Raw genomic sequence first — 19,536 nt, forward strand, 5'->3', positions numbered from 1 at the left:
TTTCGCATTCGTTTGCTCCTTCGAAAAGTTGAGCAAACTCTACATCAGAGCGAGGGAAGTTTCGGGGGGCAGGTCAGGCGGTGGAAACTTCAGCCTACGGGCAGTGATGGATTTGATTGATTCACCTGATTGGCTCTCCTTGTCGGGGTCAACCTCAGGATGGGAATTCGGAGAGATTCTCGATGAACTGGGTATCGGGATAGATGCATATGGACGTTTGAGTGGTGAGTTTAACGTTTCGGGCAGTACCGCGTCTGGCAAAGCGTTTGTGAATTCCATGCGCGGCAATGCTTCTTTGTCGATGTCACAAGGCTATGTCAGCACTAGCCTTCTGGAGTTGGCAGGGCTTGGTATTTTCCCTTGGCTGTTTTCAGAGGAACTCCGTCAAGGTTACACGGACATAACATGCGTTGTGGCACCAATTAACATCGATGTCGGCCGGGTAAGCTCAGATTCTATCGTGGTTGAAACGGGTTCTGTTCAATTGGTGGCCAAGGGCCAAGTGGATTGGGTCAAAGATACTATTGCGATCAGGGCAGAACCTCGTCGAGTTGGCAAACCGTTATCCCGTAGCGCGTGGCCGTTTGATGTGGTTGGCCAACTTTCGTCACCGAAGTTCAAGTTGGATGTGGGTGGATCCAGAAACAAGGCTCCGGAAGGCGCTGATGCGATGCCAGCAGACAGGCAACCGTGCGTGCCAGACATCAATCAACTGCAATAGTCGGTCACGACCTAGTTCTTGAGTGGTTCCGGCTGTGCCGACTGACATGCCAAAACGGCCTCGATGGCTTTAGAGGATCCACTCAGATCGAGTTCTACTTCGGTTCCACTTTCACCACTTATCGTGACGCTTTGGCGTTTCCCGAATTCGGTTACAAACGCAGGGTTGTCGAAAAAGGCATACCCCCCGGGGACGCCATTCTTAAAAACACCTACGGCTTCGCCTTCAAACTTTGCGTCACCAAAATCGAAGTTCACGATGCCGGTCGACCCGTCCTCAATCTGAACCCAGGTCGGATTGTAAGCGGCGAAGAAGCCGCCAGCCTGATTGGGTGCGACGCCAATCTCAACTGTCATGTCGCCTTCGAATAGCTTCCAAGCGAGACAGCCATTTCCTTTCTCAGGATCGATTAAAATTGTCCAGTCGCCGGACTCACCCCACCGCTCCATACCAGCAGCAAGAGCGGCACCCGCGAAAAGCACTATTGCGGTCAGCAACCATTTGTTCATCCGACACCTCAATCTAAACCGAGGTTTCAAAACTCGGCCTGGCAATCACTGAAGAATAGTAAAACAATTTCAATTGTACGGGGAAAAATTTAACTTTACAGAGTAACTTAGCACCCATGTTGCTGGAATGAAGCGTTCTTTTCCGCGTCTCGACGAGCATCAGTGACTTCGGTTTTTGCGGTGCACCCGTTCATCAAACTTAAATGCCGGCGATTTTGTTTCCCAGCTTCATCGCAGGATTGCGAATTTTTTAGAGAGTTTTTCTTCTGCCCGCTTCAGATGATTTGAGTTCAAACGTCACGAGAACATTGCTTGTCGAAATTTTTCCCAACCTATCAGATCATCCTTGAAGTCTCGTCCATATGCATAGTCACTGAAGGGATGTTGTTGGGAGAATACTAATGAAACCTTGGATAGCCATCGTTCATGTTTGTTTTGCGCTGGCGCTCGCGGCTTGTGCACCCAAGGTCCGTACTTACGAAAAATCTGTAACTCATGCACAACAACCGCAATTGAACAGTACCCTTGGTCGAGCGGCGAGCAGGCTCGGGAACCCCAAGGATGGACGGTCAGGGGTCAAATTGATCAGCGACGGCGAGCAAGCGCTTGTCTCAAGGCTTGTGTTGGCGGCAGAAGCCGAACAAACGATTGATGCACAGTACTATCTCTTGCACAACGACCCTACCGGTCACCTTTTCGCAGCAAGTCTACTGCAAGCCGCAGATCGGGGCGTACGTATCCGGCTTCTTCTGGATGACATGGATACATCCAGTTATGACGCGATGACAGCTGCGTTGGACCATCATGAAAACATTGAAATCCGCCTTTTTAATCCGTTCTGGAGAGACCAGAGGCTGCTTTTTGCAGGTTTGACTGATTTCAAACGCATCAACCGCAGAATGCATAACAAGTCCATGACTGCGGACAATGTGTTTACAATTGTGGGAGGGCGCAACATCGGAGCCGAGTATTTCCTTGCGAGAGAGGAAATGAACTATGCGGACCTGGATGTTCTTGCCGCCGGACCAGTGGTGAGTGAAGTTTCCCAAAGCTTTGACGCGTATTGGAACAGTGAGTTTGCTGTGCCAGCACGTGCGGTCGTTGGTGAACCAGAAGACTTTAGCTTAACCGAAGCACGACAACGGCTTACTGAACTCGTTGAGGAGGCAAAAAAAACGCAATATGGAGAGGCACTTAGAAAGTCCGCCAAAGAAAATTTCTCCGATGGCGCTTTGACACTTGATTGGGTTTCGGCACGATTGTACGCAGATCCACCTTCAAAAGCCGCAGGCAAAGAAAATCCAGATCCCATTCTCGCTTCTCAATTGTTGCCATATTTTGAGAATGCCAAAAGCGAAGTGAATATCGTCTCTGCATATTTTGTGCCGCGTAATAATGGAGTCAAGTGGATGACAGCGCTGGAAAACCGCGGGGTCGATATCAAAGTTGTCACCAATTCCCTTGCCTCAAATGACGTTGCGCCGGTCTATGCGCATTACGCAAAGAAGCGCAGAGCATTACTTCGCGGGGGCGTTGAACTCTACGAGCTACGTCCTGACGCCTATCAAGTTCAACGCCGCGGCATAAACTGGGCCCACTCACGCTCTGGTTTGCATTCCAAAGCGTTCGCAATCGATGACCGTTACCTGTTCGTCGGATCGTTCAACTGGGATCCACGGTCAGTAATCATTAACACCGAAATGGGCATTCTCGTCGACTCTCCGACATTAACCACGCACACCATGAGTGCACTGGATCAGGCGCTACCCGCATATACCTACAGTGTGACGCTGGAGGATGCAGGCCAACTCAAGTGGAGAACGCGAAATGCGGATGGCACTATCAAAGAGTATGACACCGAACCGACTGGCTCGACCTGGGATCACATCGTTTCAGGGTTTCTGAGTATATTGCCGATTGGCTCGCAATTATAGTGCCGGTGGATCAATCGGATCAAACCAATCGAAATCGATACCAAGATTTTCTTGTTATCGTGGAACAACACGTGGCTACTATGGATTTCACCTACTCGCTGCTTGCGCCAGTTTTCCGTCCCATTCCTCAGTGGGAATCTTGGGACTTGGCGGGTCGGCCATGTAAGACGGTGTCATAATTTGCGTACCGTTCTCGTTGAACACTTCCACGATGTTTTGGTGTAGATCAGACAGAATCTTAGGCAAACACGATCCCCGAGACGTGTATGCGTTAATTTAGTAATTGATTGCGTAGTCGGCCAACTGTGTCCAAAGCACAAAAGGTTCCGGGCTTTTTCTCAATCCCTGTGTGCGATGAGCCGCCTCTATCATCATTGCTGTAATTTTTTTGGCGGCTCCTTGTACCCGATCCCGACCGTTGTGTGAACGACAAGGCCTCGACCATCGACTTGCCGCAATAGCAAAGTCACTGGCACGGCAACCCGATTGTTTCCGCCCACTCGTCGGTCGACAAGTTGCTTGTGATTAGTTGGGGATGTTCTGGCGTCGTTAATTTGCCAACCGATCAAGACCCGCTTCTTGTTATTGCCAATTACAGCGCACTGGCCAATGACAACAATCGGTGTTGCGGAGCGGGTCTTGTTATCTTCTGTCAGCCCTTCGGCTTGTGGATCCCGGAATTCAGAGGGATACGCCACCGCCGAAACTCTCAAACCCGTTTGTTGTTTCGGTTACATCCGCCTCGAAGTGGGCGATCAAGGGCATTACCAAGGGCTCGATATGCTTGTTCCATACGGGTCCTTTGTAGAAACTATCTTTGATCCTGTCTCGTTCCTCGAGCGACGAGAATGCCCGCATCCAGTGGACTTTGTCTGGATTGTCCAGATCCCGCAAAGGGCCAAAGACCAGCATCCCAGCGTCGCGCAATGCAACACGGTTCTCTTGTTCAAAGAACTCGATAAACTCCTCGCGACGTCCGGGTTTTAGTGTGTAGCGGCGAACTTCGATAATCATGCGTGTAACCTGTTTGCTTAGAGTATTCTCTTGGGTGAAGCCTGTTGAGACTAATCCTTGCCGTGCCACCTAACGTATCCTTGTTTGATGCAAGAAGCATGGAACACTCCGACTGATGGAAATGTGGCGCCACAGATCAACTGCCAACCGTCAGATCATCTAAAGTTCCACCGTCGCGCAGGAAGTCGCTCCAAACCCAGGCCATACGGTCCACAAACCAAATCTTGCCGCCCGAGATCACTACTATGCCGAGGCACGTGAAACCTAAGTCGAATGCCCACAGACCATATGCAAATGGCAATAGACCAACGCCGCTGGCAATGGCGACCGTATTTGCGACGCGCTTATGATGTTCCGCAACTTTGTCGCGGTGCCGCAGCCAGACACGCTCGCCAAGAACACCCTGTGCGGACCAACTGTCGAAAGACTCCGGCCGCGAAAAAGCGCGTGGGTTGATCCATATCCAGACAAGAACGATGCCGACCGCAAGCCACGCCCAATAATCAATCCATGCTCTGCTCCAGATTGCAAACGCCAGAAGAGGCAGGGGTGTCAACACACGGGTCCAAACGGACCAAGGGTTTGCATGTCGCAGCCAAACCTCGTCCTTCATGCCCATAAGGCGTTCTGAAAATCGAGCTATGTCCATCTTTGCAACTCCTGGATCCACCTCTCCGAAAATAGGAGGGGTAGGATTGATTGAAGTGTATGACGACGCTGGGCCGCTCGTCAGTTGGTAGGCGTCTGGTTTCTTATTTGAACCAGGGCTTCAGCCCAGGCATTGGGTTGGTCGTACATCACCATATGGGCAGCGCCGTCGATACGGGTAAAACTCTTCGCTGGAGCCTTCAGGTGTTCGTAATATTCCTGTGCCAGATCGGCTGGCGTGTTCTGGTCTTCTGCTCCGGTTATGAAGTGGACCGGTAGATCCAGGACTGGGTGCGAGGTGAAGAGGTCGTATACACCAACAATCTCAGGCTGTTCAATTGCTGTGCTCGATAGCTCAAGGCCGCGGGGATAGTTATTAACCTGTGCGTCCGTGTAGTAGGGGCTCTGCCCTTCTAGCACATAAGAGAGATAGCGATCCCATAGCCCTTCGGTGTTAAAGTCTCCTGCACCGTATTCTGCCAAAACTTCACGCTGAACAGTGAGATCTGCCTCGTCCAATGAATCGAATGGCTCAATTGCCTTGAGCTTCCGCTGAGTTTCAACATCACCACGAACTTTCGCCTGATCCAATACCCACTCAAAACCCATGTTCATACTGCGCACCCACGCGACACGCTCAGACGTTGGGATGAACGCGTGATAGGGAGAACTATCCTCTGCGATAGTCATGAAACCCAGCGCGCTGCCCCACGAATGACCGCTCAGAAATATTTTCTCTTGCCTGAAGCGGTCGCGTAGGAGGTTGGTGAGTTGAAGCGTATCCGCCACCAACTTGGATGGCGTGATGTCCTCTATCGTGAGTTCGTCGTTGAATGAACTTCCGGCTCCACGTTGATCCCAATGGACAACGACAAAGTTCTCTTCCAACAAGGGCGTGTGGAACAGATCGACCCAGGGCATCACGGCACCACCCGGACCCCCGTGCAAAAATAGCAGGACCGGTTGGGACAAATCACAAGTGCGAATAAGTATCGTTTGCTCAATCCCGCCAAGAACAACTATTTCCTGTGAAACGAAGCTTCCGAAACACTCTATAGCTGCAACAACTTCGCCGCTGCGCGTCACGGTAATTTCTTGACGATCCTGGGCAAATGACCACCCGGCAAAATTGGCGGCACAGAATGTCAACAGTAAGAGACGGCGTTGAAACTTGAATGAGTACATTGTTCGCTGTCCATTGGATTAATGCATTGTGGTGGCGTCTCGAATTCGGTTGCGACCTGAACTCAATATCTCAGATAGAGATTGGGCTCGCGCTAGCCATATTCTGGGAGACCAATATCGCGACACATGTGATTAGATAGGAATGCCAGCTTGCCATGTTTGGGCAAACGCGGGGAAACAGGACCGCCCATGAACGCCGGGCGTTTCGAGACCACAAAAGAAAGATAGCCGAGCCAAGCTTTTACTTTAAGTGGTCTTAGGTGTAGCCGCTCATTCATTAAAGTCGATACTTTAGTCACCTGGCGCCTCGTCGAAATTTGAAGGTGGTAGAAAAATGGGGAACCGTTTGAAGTCCCCCGCCATTTTCGAAATCTCGAATGGCTACAGCTAGAACTTGTAGGACACCCGAAGCGCGACAGAGTCAGCCGTGATATCATCACCAGACGTGTCGTACGTGTCTCGTAGGTATTCAAGACCAACCAGAACCCTGTCCGTCGCGCGATAGGTCACGCCAATACCAGCAGAATAGCCGTCTTCGCTCTTGGATCCGCCATCAATGTTTGCGTAACCAATCACGCCATAAAGGTATGTCCGGCCAATTACATGCCCACCTTTGAACTTCAGGCGTACAGTATCGACTTTCTCAGCTTTCCCTCCGGACTCAACTTCAGCGCCCGCGTCATAAGTAAGTTCACCACCAATTACGTAACCGTCAAAATCGTGAAGGTAACCGGCATGGAGACCCAGGGTTGCATTTCCGTTTTTGTTGTTGCCCTCGGAGACATCGATTGTGGATAGCTGCAAGCCCGCATTGAAACCGGTCCAGCTTTCATTTGCCCAGGACAAATTCGGCATCATGGCTGCCAGTGTGATCATCGTGATAGTTTTCATTTAAAAGGTCCGTTCTCTTGATTGTACGGAAAGACCATCTGGTCGCTGGGCATGCATGATGCGCCAGCGGGAGTGATATTCCGTTAGTGGGGGTATTGGAATTAACGCTTTCCGGTTTCCGTCCAGCGGTGATCCAAAGTCGTGATTACAGGATGGGTTTTGGCTTGCTAGTCATTTGAAGCAGTTTCCCTGATTGGTCATATCGGGCAGTCACCAGCACCCGGCGCGCATGTGCTACCTCCAGCGGGCCACCAACTACTTCCCAAAGCCCAAAGGTAAAAAGATCCAGTGTTCCGTGGCCTGCCGCACGGACAAGGTTTGGTTTTGTCCTGGGCTCAACATCATAGATGGCCACCCAGTCTCCATTGGCTTGTTGCCGCAATTCGTCGGGTGAGCCTAACTGGCGTTCAACATTGAACCGGGTGGCCTCCTGGCTAACGACGCTTAAATCAGGACCATCTCTGCCTGTCGCTGCCATGTTGGCGGCACATCCGCTCAGAGCGGCACCAAAGATGAGCGCGACGAACCCTGAACGTACAAACTGACCAGAGCTGTCAATGCGTTGCATTGCAAACCTTCGAACTCGACCTGCCTCAAAAGAAACTGGGTTCTTCTGCCCTATTGATTTATCGGATTTTTTCATAGCCATTCCATATCCTGATTGAATTTCGAGTTGCTTTGGGGGCTTCCGCTTCAGGCAATTTGTGATCAGAATCCCGAGCAATTCGCGAATACCCGCCAGGCGAGACATTCGACGCAACTCGGATGGTGAAGTAATTCCAAAGACAAGAGCATTCATGACATTCGATCCTGCATCGTGAGCACAACTCAACCGGGTCCGCAAAGCACCACCGCTTGCGGAATTAGGCTGCGTAAACGCATCGTTAAATTCGGGTTGGCAGGTGAATTACATTGCTCTGCCAGGTGAGTCGGGGTACAAACCGACCATGGGTCTGTATTTGCAGACCGCCGGTCGGTTTGCAAGAGGGAATTGTATGAAATCTACGAAGCGAAAGAACATGCCACCCGAAGAACGGCGTGCTCAGCTGCTGGGATGCGCGCAGATGTTGTTCTTTTCCAAAGGTTTCGAGGATACGACCATACAAGATGTGCTGGATATGGCGAGCGTCTCAAAGGGCGGGTTTTACCATCACTTCAAATCTAAAGACGAGTTGTTGTTCGGCGTATTGGACGGAATGGCAGAAGGTGTCTTTTCGCAGATGGCTGTTGTTGCCTCTGATGGGACCTCCTCTGCGCTCGACCTGCTACACAGCTTTATCCACCTGCGAGCCAACTACCTACGTGAACATGACTACCCTGGTCAGGTTGAATTTTTCCGGGTCATGAATCAGGACAAAAACATGGTTCTGCTTGAACAGTTCAAGCGCAGGGTCAGAACCGGTGCCATGCCTGTACTGGTCAGGATCATTCAGAAAGGCTGTGATGAGGGCACGTTTACCGTTGCGGATGTTGATACTGCCGCAGAACTCATTTTGTTCCTAAGCACCTTTATTGATCTCGCGCTGTTGCGCGCGATTGAGGCACGGGGAACTGAAACAGCCGATCATGCCGCAGAGAAATTGCAGGCGGCAATCGACATGCAGTTTCTCACACTCGATAGAGTTTTAGGCCTACCTGACGGGACAACGAATTTCGGTTGGCCGGAAGCGGTAGACGTTACAATGGCAACTCAGCCTCCACTGCCTCCTTCGTCCAATTGATGCAGCTCATAAATTGACCAGACAGGCACCAGACCCATGGCAACAGTAATTCTTCTGAATGGCGTTGGGAGCGTTGGTAAAGGCTCCATTGCAAAAGCACTTCAGAACATATCCACGCAAGCGTTTTTGCATGTTGAAATGGATGCATTCCTAGCGATGCTGCCAAGTCGGCTTGAGGGCCAGCCAGACGGGTTGAGCTTTGAAGAGAGTGTCGATGCAGGGAGGGTGACAACCTTTGCCAAAACCGGGCCCGTTGCTAAGCGTGCACTATCCGGAATGCGCCGGTCAGTTGCCGCGATGGCAAGTGTCGGGAACAACCTGATCGTGGACGAAGTGTTATTTGGAAACACGGAGTCTGGGTCAGCGAGCGCAGTGTCTGAATATCGGACCTTACTGGAGCCATATGATTTTTACATGGTTGGAATTTTTGCACCGCTGGAAACCCTTGAGGAAAGGGAACGAAATCGCGGAGACCGAAAGATCGGGTTATCCAGATGGCAATTCGAGCGCGTCCATGAAGGTATGACTTATGATCTGTCTATCAACACCGCAAATACATCCCCGCAAGCATGCGCCGAATTGATAAAAGCAGGCTTAAGTTTGTGATTTCCGCAGGTGTGCCTTTGGTCGCACTGAACACGTCAATACAACCATCTGTGCGTCTGATCATCTGCCCTACGCTTGTCCACTCCAATATCTCTAAACGTGTGGTTGGAAATGACGAACGCACTTCGCGCCGTACCGAATGTCTCTAAATTGGCGCCAGGACGGAGACACATGTCCTGGAAGTTACCCTGATGAGCGTTGACAGCTTTACTCGAAATTTTGGACGGAACTGCCTTATTTTTCCGACGCAAACTTACACACTCATCAGCGATAACATTTCGGGCCGTTACAGATCAGTGTTGCCTGAAGCTGACCAATCCTAAGGGCGCTTGCGCCAACAACCCTCACAACCATTTTGACCACCAAAAGCGCACGACGACACGTCGTGCCAAGACAAGAAAGAAGAAGACATGAGAAACACATCAGTAATGATCGCATCGGTCGTAGCTGTAATGATCGCGCCCAGTATCGCGACGGCAGATGACGATTGGGCCGGGGTATACGCGGGCATTCATTTTGGCGCTGCCGACGGTGACCTTTCAAGTGGCTCAGCCAAGTTAAGTGACCATTCAGCCGTCTATGGGTTGCAACTCGGCTACAACTATAGCCTGGCAAACAACTGGATTGTCGGTAGCGAACTTAGTTATAGCGCCGCTGAATTTTCTGCATTTGGTCCCTCAAAAGACATGGACACGACGCGCTTGAAATTCAAAGCGGGTTACGGCGTGGGCGCAGCCATGTTTTATGGTGTTCTGGGCTACTCGAACATTGATCTTGATGGCAAGAACGAAAGCGGTGTGACTTACGGCCTTGGTGTCGGCTACAAAGCCACAGAGAACCTCGTTCTTAACGCTGAACTTCTCCGGGACAGCTTTGATTTTGAGTCATCGGGTGCGAACGTGGATGTAGATGTAACCACGCTCCTTCTCGGTGTGTCTTATCAATTCTAACCTTGATCCCGTTAGGGTCTTCGAGACCGATATCAATTTAGATGTGGGCGCCTGCAATGGAGATCGTTTCGTTGCAGGCATCCCCTCTAGCCGGCCACCGGCAATGCAAGTGCGATACTCGCGGCCAGAAGGAATTTCGCTGTGGAACCAAGTTCGATTATTCTATTTCCCGGACTCATTGCCAGTACTTGCATCTTAGGTGGAGCAATTTACTCCGGCCTTGCGCGCATCGCCGATGCTCTCAATAGCAAGAACCCGAAGCGGATCAAAAATGTCGAAGACGGGAATGCTCAATAGCTGGGTTGGTTGAATTCAAACATTATCCTTCCCGTAAGAGCGGTGATCGCCGAACAGAGCGATGTAGCCATATCGCAAACTACCAAACACGCTAGTTCGATCCTAAAAAGTGCACTGCCGTCTCAATCAAAGCGTCTGTGCCTACGACTATGCCGTCAGCATCAAATTCAACAAAAATACCGGGTCGGATTCCGATATCCTCAAACGCCTCACCTTGAGCGGATATATATTCCTGGTAGGACAGTCCAAGCAACCAACCGTTCGGCAGCGTAAACTCCAGCACATCGGACAATCCGCCAGACGATCTTGTCCCCATGATCGTGGTTTCCGGACGCTCACGCATGATCAGAGTGAATATCTCAGCTGCACTTCCGGTCATTTCGCTGTCAAAACAACAATTGGTTGCGCGAGATTGGGGCCTTGAGCCGGGTGAACTGTGACCAGAAATGGTTCGGAAAACCCTTCCTGTTGCCACGATCATTTACTAAATGCGGATACCGGGGTTTGCAGGAAATACTCTGCAATCGCCACCGCTACGCTGTCTGAACCACCAGGGTTAAACGCTGGAAAGAGGTCATGGGCCTCATCTCAGAACGTCATGTTGCAGATATGAGCATGGAAGCTTCTCGCGCAGAGGGTGAGAAGACTACTGCTGCACGGTATCTTCTGGACAAGGTGGACTTTGAGTACCTGCCGCGCACCCTCCGAAACGAAATGCCGGAGCATATTAAGCAACTCACAACCTGGAGCAATCAGTTCGCCCGACTGCCCTCACTTGATGAGTTGAACGAGCTTCGTGCAGTTTCCCAAAGGTTCCCTCATTGCAACTTCGTCTTCGAGGGGATGGCCCATGATATCGAGTACCGGTGGAGCATCGGATCTGACATTCTTCATATCCAACCCACCCTACTGGTTGGCGAGCCCGGCGTCGGCAAAACAGCCTTTGCAATGGCAGCCTGTAAAGCTCTCGACCTTTACGTGCAGAGCGCAAATGTCGGTGGAAAATTGGAGAACCATCTGTTCGGTCTCTCCGTCGGATGGAGTTCTGCGCATGCGGGGATCGTCACGGAGGCTGTCGCAACGGCACGCGTCCTTAACCCAATGATCATCCTCGACGAAATCGACAAGACGCACGCGAGCCGCAACGGAGATATCACCGGCGAACTTCTTGCGTTGCTCGAGCCCTCTGAGGCCAGACGATATCGAGAGAAGTACTTAGCTGCTGATGTGGATGCCTCACATGTGAGCTGGATTTTGACGGCAAATGATTTGAGTGGCGTACCCGCCCCTCTTCTCAGCCGTTGCACAATCTATGAAGTCTCGCCTCCGACACCGGAGCAACTGCCTGCGATCATTCAAAGTCTGGTGAGTGAATTCGCCGATGAGTTTGGGTTAAGGCCCGAGTTCTTTCGGCTGGATCTGGGCGATGTTGAAGCTTTGGTGGGCACATACCAGCGGCACAAATCAGTGCGGGTTTTGAGACGGCTGGTGCGCGGCCTTCTGCATCAGAAAACCAAAAACCACGCATGGAACTAGTGCGGGCCCGCGAAGGCCCAAGCGTGCGGACACACCAAAATAGGAAAGACGAAAATGCTAAGAGTTGTTGTTTATGTAAATCGTACCCCAATCGCAGAAGCTCGGGCAGGAAACATGTCCGGGCTTGCGGATATTTCTGACTTCAAGGTCCGAGTATTCGAAGATGAAGCCCCACATCTCGACATCCCGGCTCAGGATGTCACCGGGTGGATTAAGAGTCACACACGCCGCAGCAGCGTTTGGTATCTGGTTCGAAAAATCGCCGAGTTGGCTGTACGGGAGATTGAAGCAACGTCTGACATTGAGCAGGACGTGTCGCCAAATGACACCCAGAAAAACGAGCAATGAAGAGTACCGGAGCCGGTCTCCCGTCCTTCTGCACCATCGCAAACTACTCGCGCTGGAAGACGAGCTTGTTTGCAGAATTAGAGCCTCTCCTGAAGAAGCGCTCGCACGCCCGAGAACTGGCTTTCTGAGGGCGATGAAGTATTATGCAAGGTGAGCCAATTGCCCGAAAGCGTCAGATACAGAGGGGAATGGGAATGTCGGAAGAAGGTCCCAATGAGACTACCGAAGAATTCGAGAAACGCTGCGAGGTAGACGCCATCACGGTGGCCTTTCTCCTACTCAAAGCAGCTCAATTCGCCTCAGAGGATGGGTTAACGCGGAAAAGCATGAGCGCTGATGAGTGGAGCAAACTCGCCCCAAAGCAGCTCTAGCAAGGGTCAGTGCCACCGTTTTCTGAAATGTGCGCTATAGGCCGCTACCAGCCCGAACCGGACGTTCGCTACCAAGCTTTGCAGGTTCCGAGATGCGCAACAAATCGGTCCTTAACAGACTGGCACGAGTTTAAAGCTAGGGCCGTTTGCGGACATTCTATCTGCCCGCAAACTCAACTAGTACTCTTCGGCTATATAGGCACCGTCTTTCGAAAGTTTGGAATTCATGAAGTCCTCTTTCATCATGTGAGCTTTCATGGCCGGTAGGCCAATGGCTTTCAAGCCGATGATTGCTGCGTAGATCAAAGTCGCTGAGGCAAGGGCATCCAAGAACCACCCGATAGGTGTCGCAGCAACACCAAGTTGCTCTGGCAGCGTTGCAAGTGCCGGTATCGTCCAAAACCCGGTCAAGCCATGTAGAACCAGCGCGATCCAAAACCCGGCACAGTACGGGCAATGCCATTGTTCATAGAGTGAACTTAGCGGCCGGGGCAGCGCCGCAATGAAGCGGTTGAACCACGTTCCCCATTCAGGGAGTTTCTCCCAGATCAAGATGTGGATGGCCGTCGCCATTAGGACTAGTTCGAACGTCATATTTCAGTTTCCTTATTATGTTAGTCAGTCTGACTTACTTTAAGCTGCAAAACGCTTGTCAGACCGGTTTCCAATGCTGCCCTACTGCGATTTCAATCGCTCTGACGTCATCTTCGGACAGTTCCTCAAGCAGCGCCTTCGCTGCTGCTTCATAGATCTGCTCGCCAGAAGACAGTAGGTTTTGACCTTGTTCAGTTAGCATTATGTGTTGAGCGCGGGCGTCGTACTGACAAGGGAAACGCACGACTAACCCACGCTCCTCAAGCTTCAAGACCATCGCACTGGCTGATGCTTTTCGAACACCCATATCATCGACAACATCTTGAAGATGTTGCCCATGATCATCTTTGCCCGTTTTTTTGGCTTCCTGATCCTTTATCGCGCGAAGATACTCGTATTCGCTGTGGGTCATCCCCAGATGCCCGCCTGCTTTCGCCCACTGTCTGTGGCCTTGTCTGTGCGCCAGTTCGATCAGCCTTGCCAACTTCATGCTACCATCCTATTTAGTCAGTCACTCTAACTAACCTGTATGCGCGCGAAGTCAATAGTGCTTCCGCAACTTTGCAAGTAATCAAATCGAGGTAGACCCTTTGGAACAGACAAGGAAATTTGAGACCACGCGCTTGCGAGTTCAAAGCTGGTCAGAGACAGTGAGCAATGGTGAACAACGACGCCAATTGACTGATAAACTTAAGAACGTTCTAACACCTGCTGTTTTGCAACATCTGCCTGAACCGTTGCAGATTCATGATACCGGTTCCTCGATAAAGGACTGGATAAACGAACGGGCTGCCGAGAGCGAGGTATTGACGGTTCGAGATCGAGCTGATGATAGCCTTTTGGGTCTTCTGATCTTAGCTGAATTTTTAGAACCCGAAACGCTTAAGACAGTTCATCTGGGGTATCTTTTTTGCGAACGCGCCTGGGGGAAAGGCTATGCGACCGAACTGATTTCGGGTCTCATCACATGGTACAGGGCCGACGGCCAATCGGTGCAGCTTTATGGCGGTGTTGAAACGGGCAACCCAGCTTCTGCCAGAGTATTGAAAAAAAATGGATTTGAGCTGGAAGAAGGGTTGTCAAATTCAACAACAGAGATGTTGGGCCTGTATATACCGTACAACTTCGACAAGCTTTATCGGTCAACGCGCAATGCACTTGGAGAACCCACTCAAGTCTTTGTCGACTTTTTCAAACAATACTCTGGCAAACCACTGCGCGTGTTGGACATTGGCTGCGGTCAAGGCCGTGACGCGTTGTTCATTGCCCGATTGGGTCACAGCGTTGTAGGTGTTGACATCTCTCCCAATGGCATTCGTGATTTGCTTGAAGCAGCACGTCACGAGAATTTAAGTGTTGAGGGCATCGTCGAAGACATAAGGATCTTTGTTCCCGAAGATAAGTTCGACGTATTGCTCATAGATCGCACCTTGCACATGTTGTTGGAAAAAGATCGGCTGGAGGTGCTTAACCGATTGATCGGTAGCGTGTCCGATGAAGGTTGGGTCCTGATCTCGGACGAGCCATCGAATATGCAGGGATTCAAAGACGTTTTTGCTTCAAGCAACGTTGTTTGGGAAATAGTGATTGATAAACCTGAAACCCTGTTTGTTCGACGGCCTATTCAAAAAGAAAGATCCTGATGACTTCCTTTTCAATGAGGTTGACGTCCGTTGCCATGCCGCAAAAAGGCTAAGAAGAGTCAAAGTTGTCTTTCTCAGCAATCAGTTCGGTTGGCTGGTGGCAGCCCGAAGCAGACTTTCAAATCGAGGCTTTGCAATTCCACCTTTGCGGATATACCGGCCTAATGCGGATGCAGCGTAGATTATGACTTCGGCGGGCGCCCCGGACGTACAAGCAATACGACAACAATACGCAAATCCCCGAACAGGACTCTCGCAGTATGTCTAAGCGCCCAAATCCAATCCGACCGACTGCCGCGCCGGTGAACGCAAAACTATGGTTTGTGTAGACAACTTTGCAAATGTTTATTTTTAAATCACACCTGTTGCCCCCTCCGCGGGAGGACGGTCAGCTGGCACTTAGTGTCAGGTGTCAAGCCAGATTTTGTCTATGTGAATTTCAAAAGTCGGATGCATGCCCATGTCCTTCACATACAGCCGATTGTGATTGTAAAGTGAACGCCAATACGGCTGTGTCACGACCCCTTCCTCCAGCATAATTTCCTCCAATTCGGTCATGATGCCCCGGCGTGTGTCCGAGTTCGGAGTAGCCAGGGCAATCGCCAAAAGGCGGTCGAACTCGGCATTGTTGAAGCCCGTTTCGTTCCAGGCTTCTCCAGACCGATATGCAAGCGCGAAGATTTGAACGCCAAGCGGGCGCATGTTCCAGTTAGTAGAACTGAATGGGAACTTTGCCCAATCATTCCAGAAAGACGCGCCCGGAATGACGGTGCGCTTGACTTTGATACCCGCGTCTCGCAATTGCGCTGCCATGGCATCGGTTGTGTTCTTGCGCCAGTCGTCGTCAATCGAGATCAACTCATGCTCAAAGTCTTCCATCCCACACTCTTTGAGAAGCGCCATTGCTCCTGCCGGGTCATAAGGCAACCGGTCCACTTCGGCATATTCAGGATGGATCGGGCAGACATGATGGTTCTGAGCGGGGATACCCAGCCCATTGACACCGAGTTCCAACAAGACCGCGTTATCTACCGCCATAGATAGCGCGCGCCGGACGCGTGGGTCAGAATAAGGTCGCTTTCCCTCCACTTCAGCGAGTTGATTGGGCCGGATGACAATGGTTGCCGCCGTTACCGCTTCGTTCTGCTCCAGGTCCAGCCCGGTCAGCAAGGCGACGAAATCACCACTGGATTCAAAATTCGCGTCAATTTCTTCGGATTCATAGCTTGATAAGAGGACCGCCGGATCTGTTCCTACATCGATGTATTCGATCCGATCCAAATAAGCCCCGTTGCCTTCGTTCCACCATCTGTGCCCCTCTTTACGAACCAGTACCGCCTTCACTCCAACCTCGTGGCTTTCAAGGGTGTAGGGGCCTGTGCCCATCGGGGAACGGAACGGATCCACGTTTCCTTCGCTGGGATGTACGATTGCCGCCGGATAATCGGCCATACCAGCGATCAACGTAATATCCGGTTTGGGCAGGTTCAGGCGAACCGTCAAATTGTCGACGACCTCAATGACCCCAACAGCAGCGACACCGGTATCAGGGTCAATAAGTGTGCCAAACCGGCCTGCCATCGAGTTGCCTTCAGCATCCTGTTCGCACCAGCGGGCAATGTTGTAGGCGATGTGATCGGCAATCAGCGCATCACCGTTGTGCCAGGTCACGCCTGGACGCACATTCAGAATGTAAGTTATTGCGTCTTCGCTGATTTCCCAGCTTTCCAAAAGCATCGGTTCGAATGTGAACGCATGTGTGTAGCGCACAAGGTATTCCAACCAGCCACGACTGATGTTGGCCAGCGGGCTGCCATCATAGGAACGTGGGTCCTTTCCAGCGCTCACAATCATCCCGATCCGGAGCGTTCCTCCGATCCTGGGCACTTCCGATGCTTGCGCTGGAGCACACATGCCCAACATCCCATAGGCGGTTGATGTTGTGGCACCGAATGTTGTCGCAATGGCCAAAAACTCACGTCGGCTGGCAGCGTCTTTTTTGCACCCTTCTTCCAAAGCGGATTCTTCGATGCGTGTTGGCAGAGTGTCGCTACCTGATGTATAGAATTTCATAATCTCCTCACGTGAATGACGAGCATTGTAGACGATAATCAGAACTTTTTGGGGACTTGAAGTTCGTTTCGCATTCGAAATGAACCACTAATCTGTGAATGCGCGATGATAAGGCTTGCTTGAGTAGGTGCACCGCGTAACGGGGTTACGAAGATTTGACACTCGCGATTACTGACCTTCATATTCAGTACGGCGCCAGACAGTATAGGCGCGAACACGGGAAAATTTCGGCATTTTCGGATCCGCCCCAGATACCAACACATTCTCTTCATGCATTCCATGAACTTATTCGGCGGAAGCCCGTTCGGGCCTCCATTGCCTTTTGAATAGTTGGCATCAAAAACCGGCTATGATGTTGTTATAGGACACCGGTACAAACAGGTATTTGATCCGTTTTTGGGATGCAAAGTTGATCGCGCGGCTGGTGTCCATGTCGGGCGTTGCAGCACTGCGAAGGCAAAGGTGGAAAGTCGTACCCACGGCTTCAACAATCCGCGCATCTCCGTGACTAAGTTGGGTTTGCATGCTTCGCACGTAGTAGCCATCAGGATTTGGCATCACATCATCTAATGCGGCAACTTCGTTTATATGGTCCTGCCCACAAAGCTCGCTTATCATCGACTCAGCATGGGCAGTGCTGGTTAGTATGCACAGTGCAATTATTGGTGCAGAAATGTTCATTGTGTTAACCTCCAAGTGTATTGTGGCCCACCCAATGCGACGACCTATCGAATTGAACGGGGCAGCCAGTAGGAACAATTGGACATGTCAGCTGGTGAATTGTCCCGAAACGGGTCCGAAATTGAGACGAAATCACAACCGATAATCTTTCTCGGAGATTTCATATTTGACCCTGAATTGCTGGGACTGTCCGATGCATCCGGAGCGCCCGTCGACCTTCGCAGCCAAAGTCTTGCGGTGTTGTGTCTTTTGGCTGCTCAGGCTGGGAGGGTCGTAAGCAAGGACAACCTGATTGACTCAGTCTGGGGCGATACTTTTGTTACTGATGACAGTCTTGTTCAATGCATCTCTGACATTCGCCGCGCCATTTGTGATCGGGATCACAAGGTAATCCAGACCCTGCCACGACGCGGCTATCGGCTCAACTCGGGCCGCGCGACGCCACATCTTCCAGCCCTTGCCCTGCCCGATCTTGCGGGACGCCGGGCGATTGCGGTCCTGCCATTCACTAACTTGAACGACAATCAGGAGCAGACGTTTTTTGCCGAGGGAATAAGCGAAGACCTAATTGCGCGCTTGTCGATGGTACGGACGCTGACAGTTTTGGCAGTGCCATCACGTTATACGTTTGGCGGAGAATTCATCCGCGCCGAGAACGCGGACACGGAATTTGAGCCCGAGTTCCTGATCAAGGGCACAGTACGGCGGGCGGGTGACAAGGTTCGGGTGACGGTTCAACTGTTGGACAACAGCAACGGAGCCATTGTTCTGTCGAGGCGCTATGACCGGCGTGTGTACGACATCTTCGAAATTCAGGACGATCTGGTCGGTGAAATTATCGCGGAAACCCAGGTCGCGCTTACCGATGGCGAGGTTGCGCACTTGGCCGTTCGGCAGACGCGAAGTGTTCAGGCTTGGGAGTATTTTCATCAAGGCTTGCTGGAACACATCAAATACAGGCCCGAGTCTTTTCAGACAGCCCGTCGCATGTATCGCAGGGCGCTGGACATTGACCCAGATTATTTTGATGCGATGGTCGCTGACGCCTGGGCACTTTGGATGGAGGCGCGCTCGTTGATTGATGCCAGCCAGATTGACGCTCTGCGCGAATGCAGGGTTCTGGTTGATGCGCTGATCTCGCGATGGCCGAACCGTCCTGACGCCCTTCACCTGGATGCTGTGCTTTTGATGATGGAGGGCGAGCATGAGGCAGCTGAAAAGCGGGCCGATCAAGGGCGTAAGGCGGGTCGAAGCTATTTGTGGGGATATGCAATTGTGCATATCTACGGCGGAAGCGTAAAAAAGGCGACGGAGCTTTTTGCGGAACTTATCAACTCGTCGCTCGTGCTCAACAATGACGCGCTGTATTGTTATGCTCAATGTCTGACCCTGATGGGTGAATACGAACAAGCGATTATATTGGCCGAGGAATATCGGTTGCGGGTGCCCGCGACGGTTTACGGCTATACTTTATTGGCCACGGCTCAAGGCATGGCTGGCCAATCCAAACTGGCTGCCGAAACAGTTGCAGCCATGCGCCAGACCCATCCGAGATTCACTCTCGCAATGTTTCGTCAGCACGAACCGTATCGCGACGCCGAAATCCTGAAACGCATTACTGACCTGCTGCGAAAAGCAGGCATTCCGGATTGACTTTATTAGATTTCTTGTTGCTGCGCCGGATGTATTCCTAACAATGGGTAGTGTTCATTTGCCACCATTAGTGGTCTCCCCATCTTATGTAATGTTCTTGGATTTCGGCTAACACTATTGAGCTGCAACCCTTTCCTCCGCGCAACGAATGGAAGAACGAC

The 19,536-nt window shown here is 51.4% G+C and carries 20 protein-coding genes; 9 read left to right on the forward strand and 11 right to left on the reverse strand.

The genetic code is table 11. The features are described from left to right. A partial coding sequence (locus tag Q0816_RS12450; RefSeq protein ID WP_298850926.1) for an AsmA-like C-terminal region-containing protein occupies window positions 1-721 on the forward strand: 721 nt, incomplete at its 5' end. A gap of 11 nt (window positions 722-732) precedes the next feature. Here Q0816_RS12450 and Q0816_RS12455 read toward each other — a convergent pair. Next, the gene (locus Q0816_RS12455) at window positions 733-1,230 is read right to left on the reverse strand and encodes a hypothetical protein (protein WP_298850928.1); all 498 of its coding nucleotides are present in this window, start codon (window positions 1,228-1,230) and stop codon (window positions 733-735) included. Window positions 1,231-1,631: 401 nt separating this feature from the next. Between Q0816_RS12455 and Q0816_RS12460 the strand changes: the two genes are divergently transcribed. Further along, window positions 1,632-3,164: a phospholipase D family protein gene (locus Q0816_RS12460; RefSeq protein ID WP_298850930.1), complete on the forward strand. Its 1,533-nt coding sequence runs from the start codon at window positions 1,632-1,634 to the stop codon at window positions 3,162-3,164. Window positions 3,165-3,845: 681 nt separating this feature from the next. On the opposite strand, the gene Q0816_RS12465 is transcribed toward Q0816_RS12460, so the two are convergent. From Q0816_RS12465 to Q0816_RS12485, 5 genes are all read right to left on the reverse strand, one after another. Next, window positions 3,846-4,178: an NIPSNAP family protein gene (locus Q0816_RS12465; RefSeq protein WP_298850933.1), complete on the reverse strand. Its 333-nt coding sequence runs from the start codon at window positions 4,176-4,178 to the stop codon at window positions 3,846-3,848. A 136-nt stretch (window positions 4,179-4,314) separates the two neighbouring features. Next, window positions 4,315-4,827, reverse strand: coding sequence for a DUF6653 family protein (locus tag Q0816_RS12470; RefSeq protein ID WP_298850934.1), 513 nt, complete (start codon window positions 4,825-4,827; stop codon window positions 4,315-4,317). An 80-nt stretch (window positions 4,828-4,907) separates the two neighbouring features. Further along, window positions 4,908-6,011: an alpha/beta hydrolase gene (locus tag Q0816_RS12475; protein WP_298850937.1), complete on the reverse strand. Its 1,104-nt coding sequence runs from the start codon at window positions 6,009-6,011 to the stop codon at window positions 4,908-4,910. A gap of 387 nt (window positions 6,012-6,398) precedes the next feature. Next, complete coding sequence (locus tag Q0816_RS12480; protein ID WP_298850939.1) at window positions 6,399-6,902, reverse strand: outer membrane beta-barrel protein; 504 nt, start codon at window positions 6,900-6,902, stop codon at window positions 6,399-6,401. A gap of 145 nt (window positions 6,903-7,047) precedes the next feature. Continuing rightward, on the reverse strand, window positions 7,048-7,701 hold the full coding sequence (locus Q0816_RS12485; RefSeq protein ID WP_298850940.1) for a hypothetical protein: 654 nt from the start codon (window positions 7,699-7,701) through the stop codon (window positions 7,048-7,050). 196 nt (window positions 7,702-7,897) lie between these two features. On the opposite strand from Q0816_RS12485, the gene Q0816_RS12490 reads away from it, so the two are divergent. The 3 genes from Q0816_RS12490 (at window position 7,898) to Q0816_RS12500 (ending at window position 10,179) form a co-directional block, all read left to right on the forward strand. Then, on the forward strand, window positions 7,898-8,623 hold the full coding sequence (locus Q0816_RS12490) for a TetR/AcrR family transcriptional regulator (protein ID WP_298850942.1): 726 nt from the start codon (window positions 7,898-7,900) through the stop codon (window positions 8,621-8,623). 36 nt (window positions 8,624-8,659) lie between these two features. Next, window positions 8,660-9,229: a hypothetical protein gene (locus Q0816_RS12495; protein ID WP_298850944.1), complete on the forward strand. Its 570-nt coding sequence runs from the start codon at window positions 8,660-8,662 to the stop codon at window positions 9,227-9,229. 410 nt (window positions 9,230-9,639) lie between these two features. Then, window positions 9,640-10,179 (forward strand): outer membrane beta-barrel protein, encoded by a 540-nt coding sequence (locus tag Q0816_RS12500; RefSeq protein ID WP_298850946.1) that lies wholly within the window; start codon window positions 9,640-9,642, stop codon window positions 10,177-10,179. Window positions 10,180-10,567: 388 nt separating this feature from the next. On the opposite strand, the gene Q0816_RS12505 is transcribed toward Q0816_RS12500, so the two are convergent. Beyond that, complete coding sequence (locus Q0816_RS12505) at window positions 10,568-10,855, reverse strand: S41 family peptidase (RefSeq protein WP_298850948.1); 288 nt, start codon at window positions 10,853-10,855, stop codon at window positions 10,568-10,570. A gap of 197 nt (window positions 10,856-11,052) precedes the next feature. Here Q0816_RS12505 and Q0816_RS12510 point away from each other — a divergent pair, with 197 nt between their 5' ends. Beyond that, complete coding sequence (locus tag Q0816_RS12510) at window positions 11,053-12,012, forward strand: AAA family ATPase (protein ID WP_298850950.1); 960 nt, start codon at window positions 11,053-11,055, stop codon at window positions 12,010-12,012. 54 nt (window positions 12,013-12,066) lie between these two features. Then, window positions 12,067-12,360: a hypothetical protein gene (locus tag Q0816_RS12515; protein ID WP_298850953.1), complete on the forward strand. Its 294-nt coding sequence runs from the start codon at window positions 12,067-12,069 to the stop codon at window positions 12,358-12,360. A 548-nt stretch (window positions 12,361-12,908) separates the two neighbouring features. Here the strand turns inward: Q0816_RS12515 and Q0816_RS12520 are convergent. After that, window positions 12,909-13,325, reverse strand: coding sequence for a hypothetical protein (locus Q0816_RS12520; protein ID WP_298850954.1), 417 nt, complete (start codon window positions 13,323-13,325; stop codon window positions 12,909-12,911). A gap of 58 nt (window positions 13,326-13,383) precedes the next feature. Then, window positions 13,384-13,815, reverse strand: a complete 432-nt coding sequence (locus Q0816_RS12525; RefSeq protein WP_298850956.1) for a MarR family winged helix-turn-helix transcriptional regulator — start codon at window positions 13,813-13,815, stop codon at window positions 13,384-13,386. 100 nt (window positions 13,816-13,915) lie between these two features. Here Q0816_RS12525 and Q0816_RS12530 point away from each other — a divergent pair, with 100 nt between their 5' ends. Next, on the forward strand, window positions 13,916-14,968 hold the full coding sequence (locus Q0816_RS12530; RefSeq protein WP_298850959.1) for a bifunctional GNAT family N-acetyltransferase/class I SAM-dependent methyltransferase: 1,053 nt from the start codon (window positions 13,916-13,918) through the stop codon (window positions 14,966-14,968). A 405-nt stretch (window positions 14,969-15,373) separates the two neighbouring features. Here Q0816_RS12530 and Q0816_RS12535 read toward each other — a convergent pair whose 3' ends face one another. Both Q0816_RS12535 and Q0816_RS12540 read right to left on the reverse strand, forming a co-directional pair. Beyond that, window positions 15,374-17,041, reverse strand: coding sequence for an ABC transporter substrate-binding protein (locus tag Q0816_RS12535; protein ID WP_298850960.1), 1,668 nt, complete (start codon window positions 17,039-17,041; stop codon window positions 15,374-15,376). Window positions 17,042-17,377: 336 nt separating this feature from the next. Further along, a complete protein-coding gene (locus Q0816_RS12540; protein ID WP_298850961.1) occupies window positions 17,378-17,722 on the reverse strand; it encodes a hypothetical protein in 345 nt (114 codons plus the stop codon). Between the two features lie 84 nt (window positions 17,723-17,806). On the opposite strand from Q0816_RS12540, the gene Q0816_RS12545 reads away from it, so the two are divergent. Then, window positions 17,807-19,375: a winged helix-turn-helix domain-containing protein gene (locus Q0816_RS12545; protein ID WP_298850962.1), complete on the forward strand. Its 1,569-nt coding sequence runs from the start codon at window positions 17,807-17,809 to the stop codon at window positions 19,373-19,375. Window positions 19,376-19,536 lie beyond the last annotated feature (161 nt).

This window comes from uncultured Ruegeria sp. (assembly GCF_947497005.1).
Lineage (GTDB): Bacteria > Pseudomonadota > Alphaproteobacteria > Rhodobacterales > Rhodobacteraceae > Ruegeria.

What these genes read in the sequence shown, in the direction of transcription:
- Q0816_RS12455 (WP_298850928.1), bottom strand. Translation starts at nt 1,230, where the DNA reads ATGAACAAATGGTTGCTGACCGCAATAGTGCTTTTCGCGGGTGCCGCT.
- Q0816_RS12520 (WP_298850954.1), bottom strand. Translation starts at nt 13,325, where the DNA reads ATGACGTTCGAACTAGTCCTAATGGCGACGGCCATCCACATCTTGATC.
- Q0816_RS12535 (WP_298850960.1), bottom strand. Translation starts at nt 17,041, where the DNA reads ATGAAATTCTATACATCAGGTAGCGACACTCTGCCAACACGCATCGAA.
- Q0816_RS12525 (WP_298850956.1), bottom strand. Translation starts at nt 13,815, where the DNA reads ATGAAGTTGGCAAGGCTGATCGAACTGGCGCACAGACAAGGCCACAGA.
- Q0816_RS12490 (WP_298850942.1), top strand. Translation starts at nt 7,898, where the DNA reads ATGAAATCTACGAAGCGAAAGAACATGCCACCCGAAGAACGGCGTGCT.
- Q0816_RS12545 (WP_298850962.1), top strand. Translation starts at nt 17,807, where the DNA reads ATGTCAGCTGGTGAATTGTCCCGAAACGGGTCCGAAATTGAGACGAAA.
- Q0816_RS12460 (WP_298850930.1), top strand. Translation starts at nt 1,632, where the DNA reads ATGAAACCTTGGATAGCCATCGTTCATGTTTGTTTTGCGCTGGCGCTC.
- Q0816_RS12510 (WP_298850950.1), top strand. Translation starts at nt 11,053, where the DNA reads ATGGGCCTCATCTCAGAACGTCATGTTGCAGATATGAGCATGGAAGCT.
- Q0816_RS12485 (WP_298850940.1), bottom strand. Translation starts at nt 7,701, where the DNA reads ATGAATGCTCTTGTCTTTGGAATTACTTCACCATCCGAGTTGCGTCGA.
- Q0816_RS12500 (WP_298850946.1), top strand. Translation starts at nt 9,640, where the DNA reads ATGAGAAACACATCAGTAATGATCGCATCGGTCGTAGCTGTAATGATC.
- Q0816_RS12515 (WP_298850953.1), top strand. Translation starts at nt 12,067, where the DNA reads ATGCTAAGAGTTGTTGTTTATGTAAATCGTACCCCAATCGCAGAAGCT.
- Q0816_RS12475 (WP_298850937.1), bottom strand. Translation starts at nt 6,011, where the DNA reads ATGTACTCATTCAAGTTTCAACGCCGTCTCTTACTGTTGACATTCTGT.
- Q0816_RS12470 (WP_298850934.1), bottom strand. Translation starts at nt 4,827, where the DNA reads ATGGACATAGCTCGATTTTCAGAACGCCTTATGGGCATGAAGGACGAG.
- Q0816_RS12465 (WP_298850933.1), bottom strand. Translation starts at nt 4,178, where the DNA reads ATGATTATCGAAGTTCGCCGCTACACACTAAAACCCGGACGTCGCGAG.
- Q0816_RS12480 (WP_298850939.1), bottom strand. Translation starts at nt 6,902, where the DNA reads ATGAAAACTATCACGATGATCACACTGGCAGCCATGATGCCGAATTTG.
- Q0816_RS12505 (WP_298850948.1), bottom strand. Translation starts at nt 10,855, where the DNA reads ATGACCGGAAGTGCAGCTGAGATATTCACTCTGATCATGCGTGAGCGT.
- Q0816_RS12540 (WP_298850961.1), bottom strand. Translation starts at nt 17,722, where the DNA reads ATGAACATTTCTGCACCAATAATTGCACTGTGCATACTAACCAGCACT.
- Q0816_RS12495 (WP_298850944.1), top strand. Translation starts at nt 8,660, where the DNA reads ATGGCAACAGTAATTCTTCTGAATGGCGTTGGGAGCGTTGGTAAAGGC.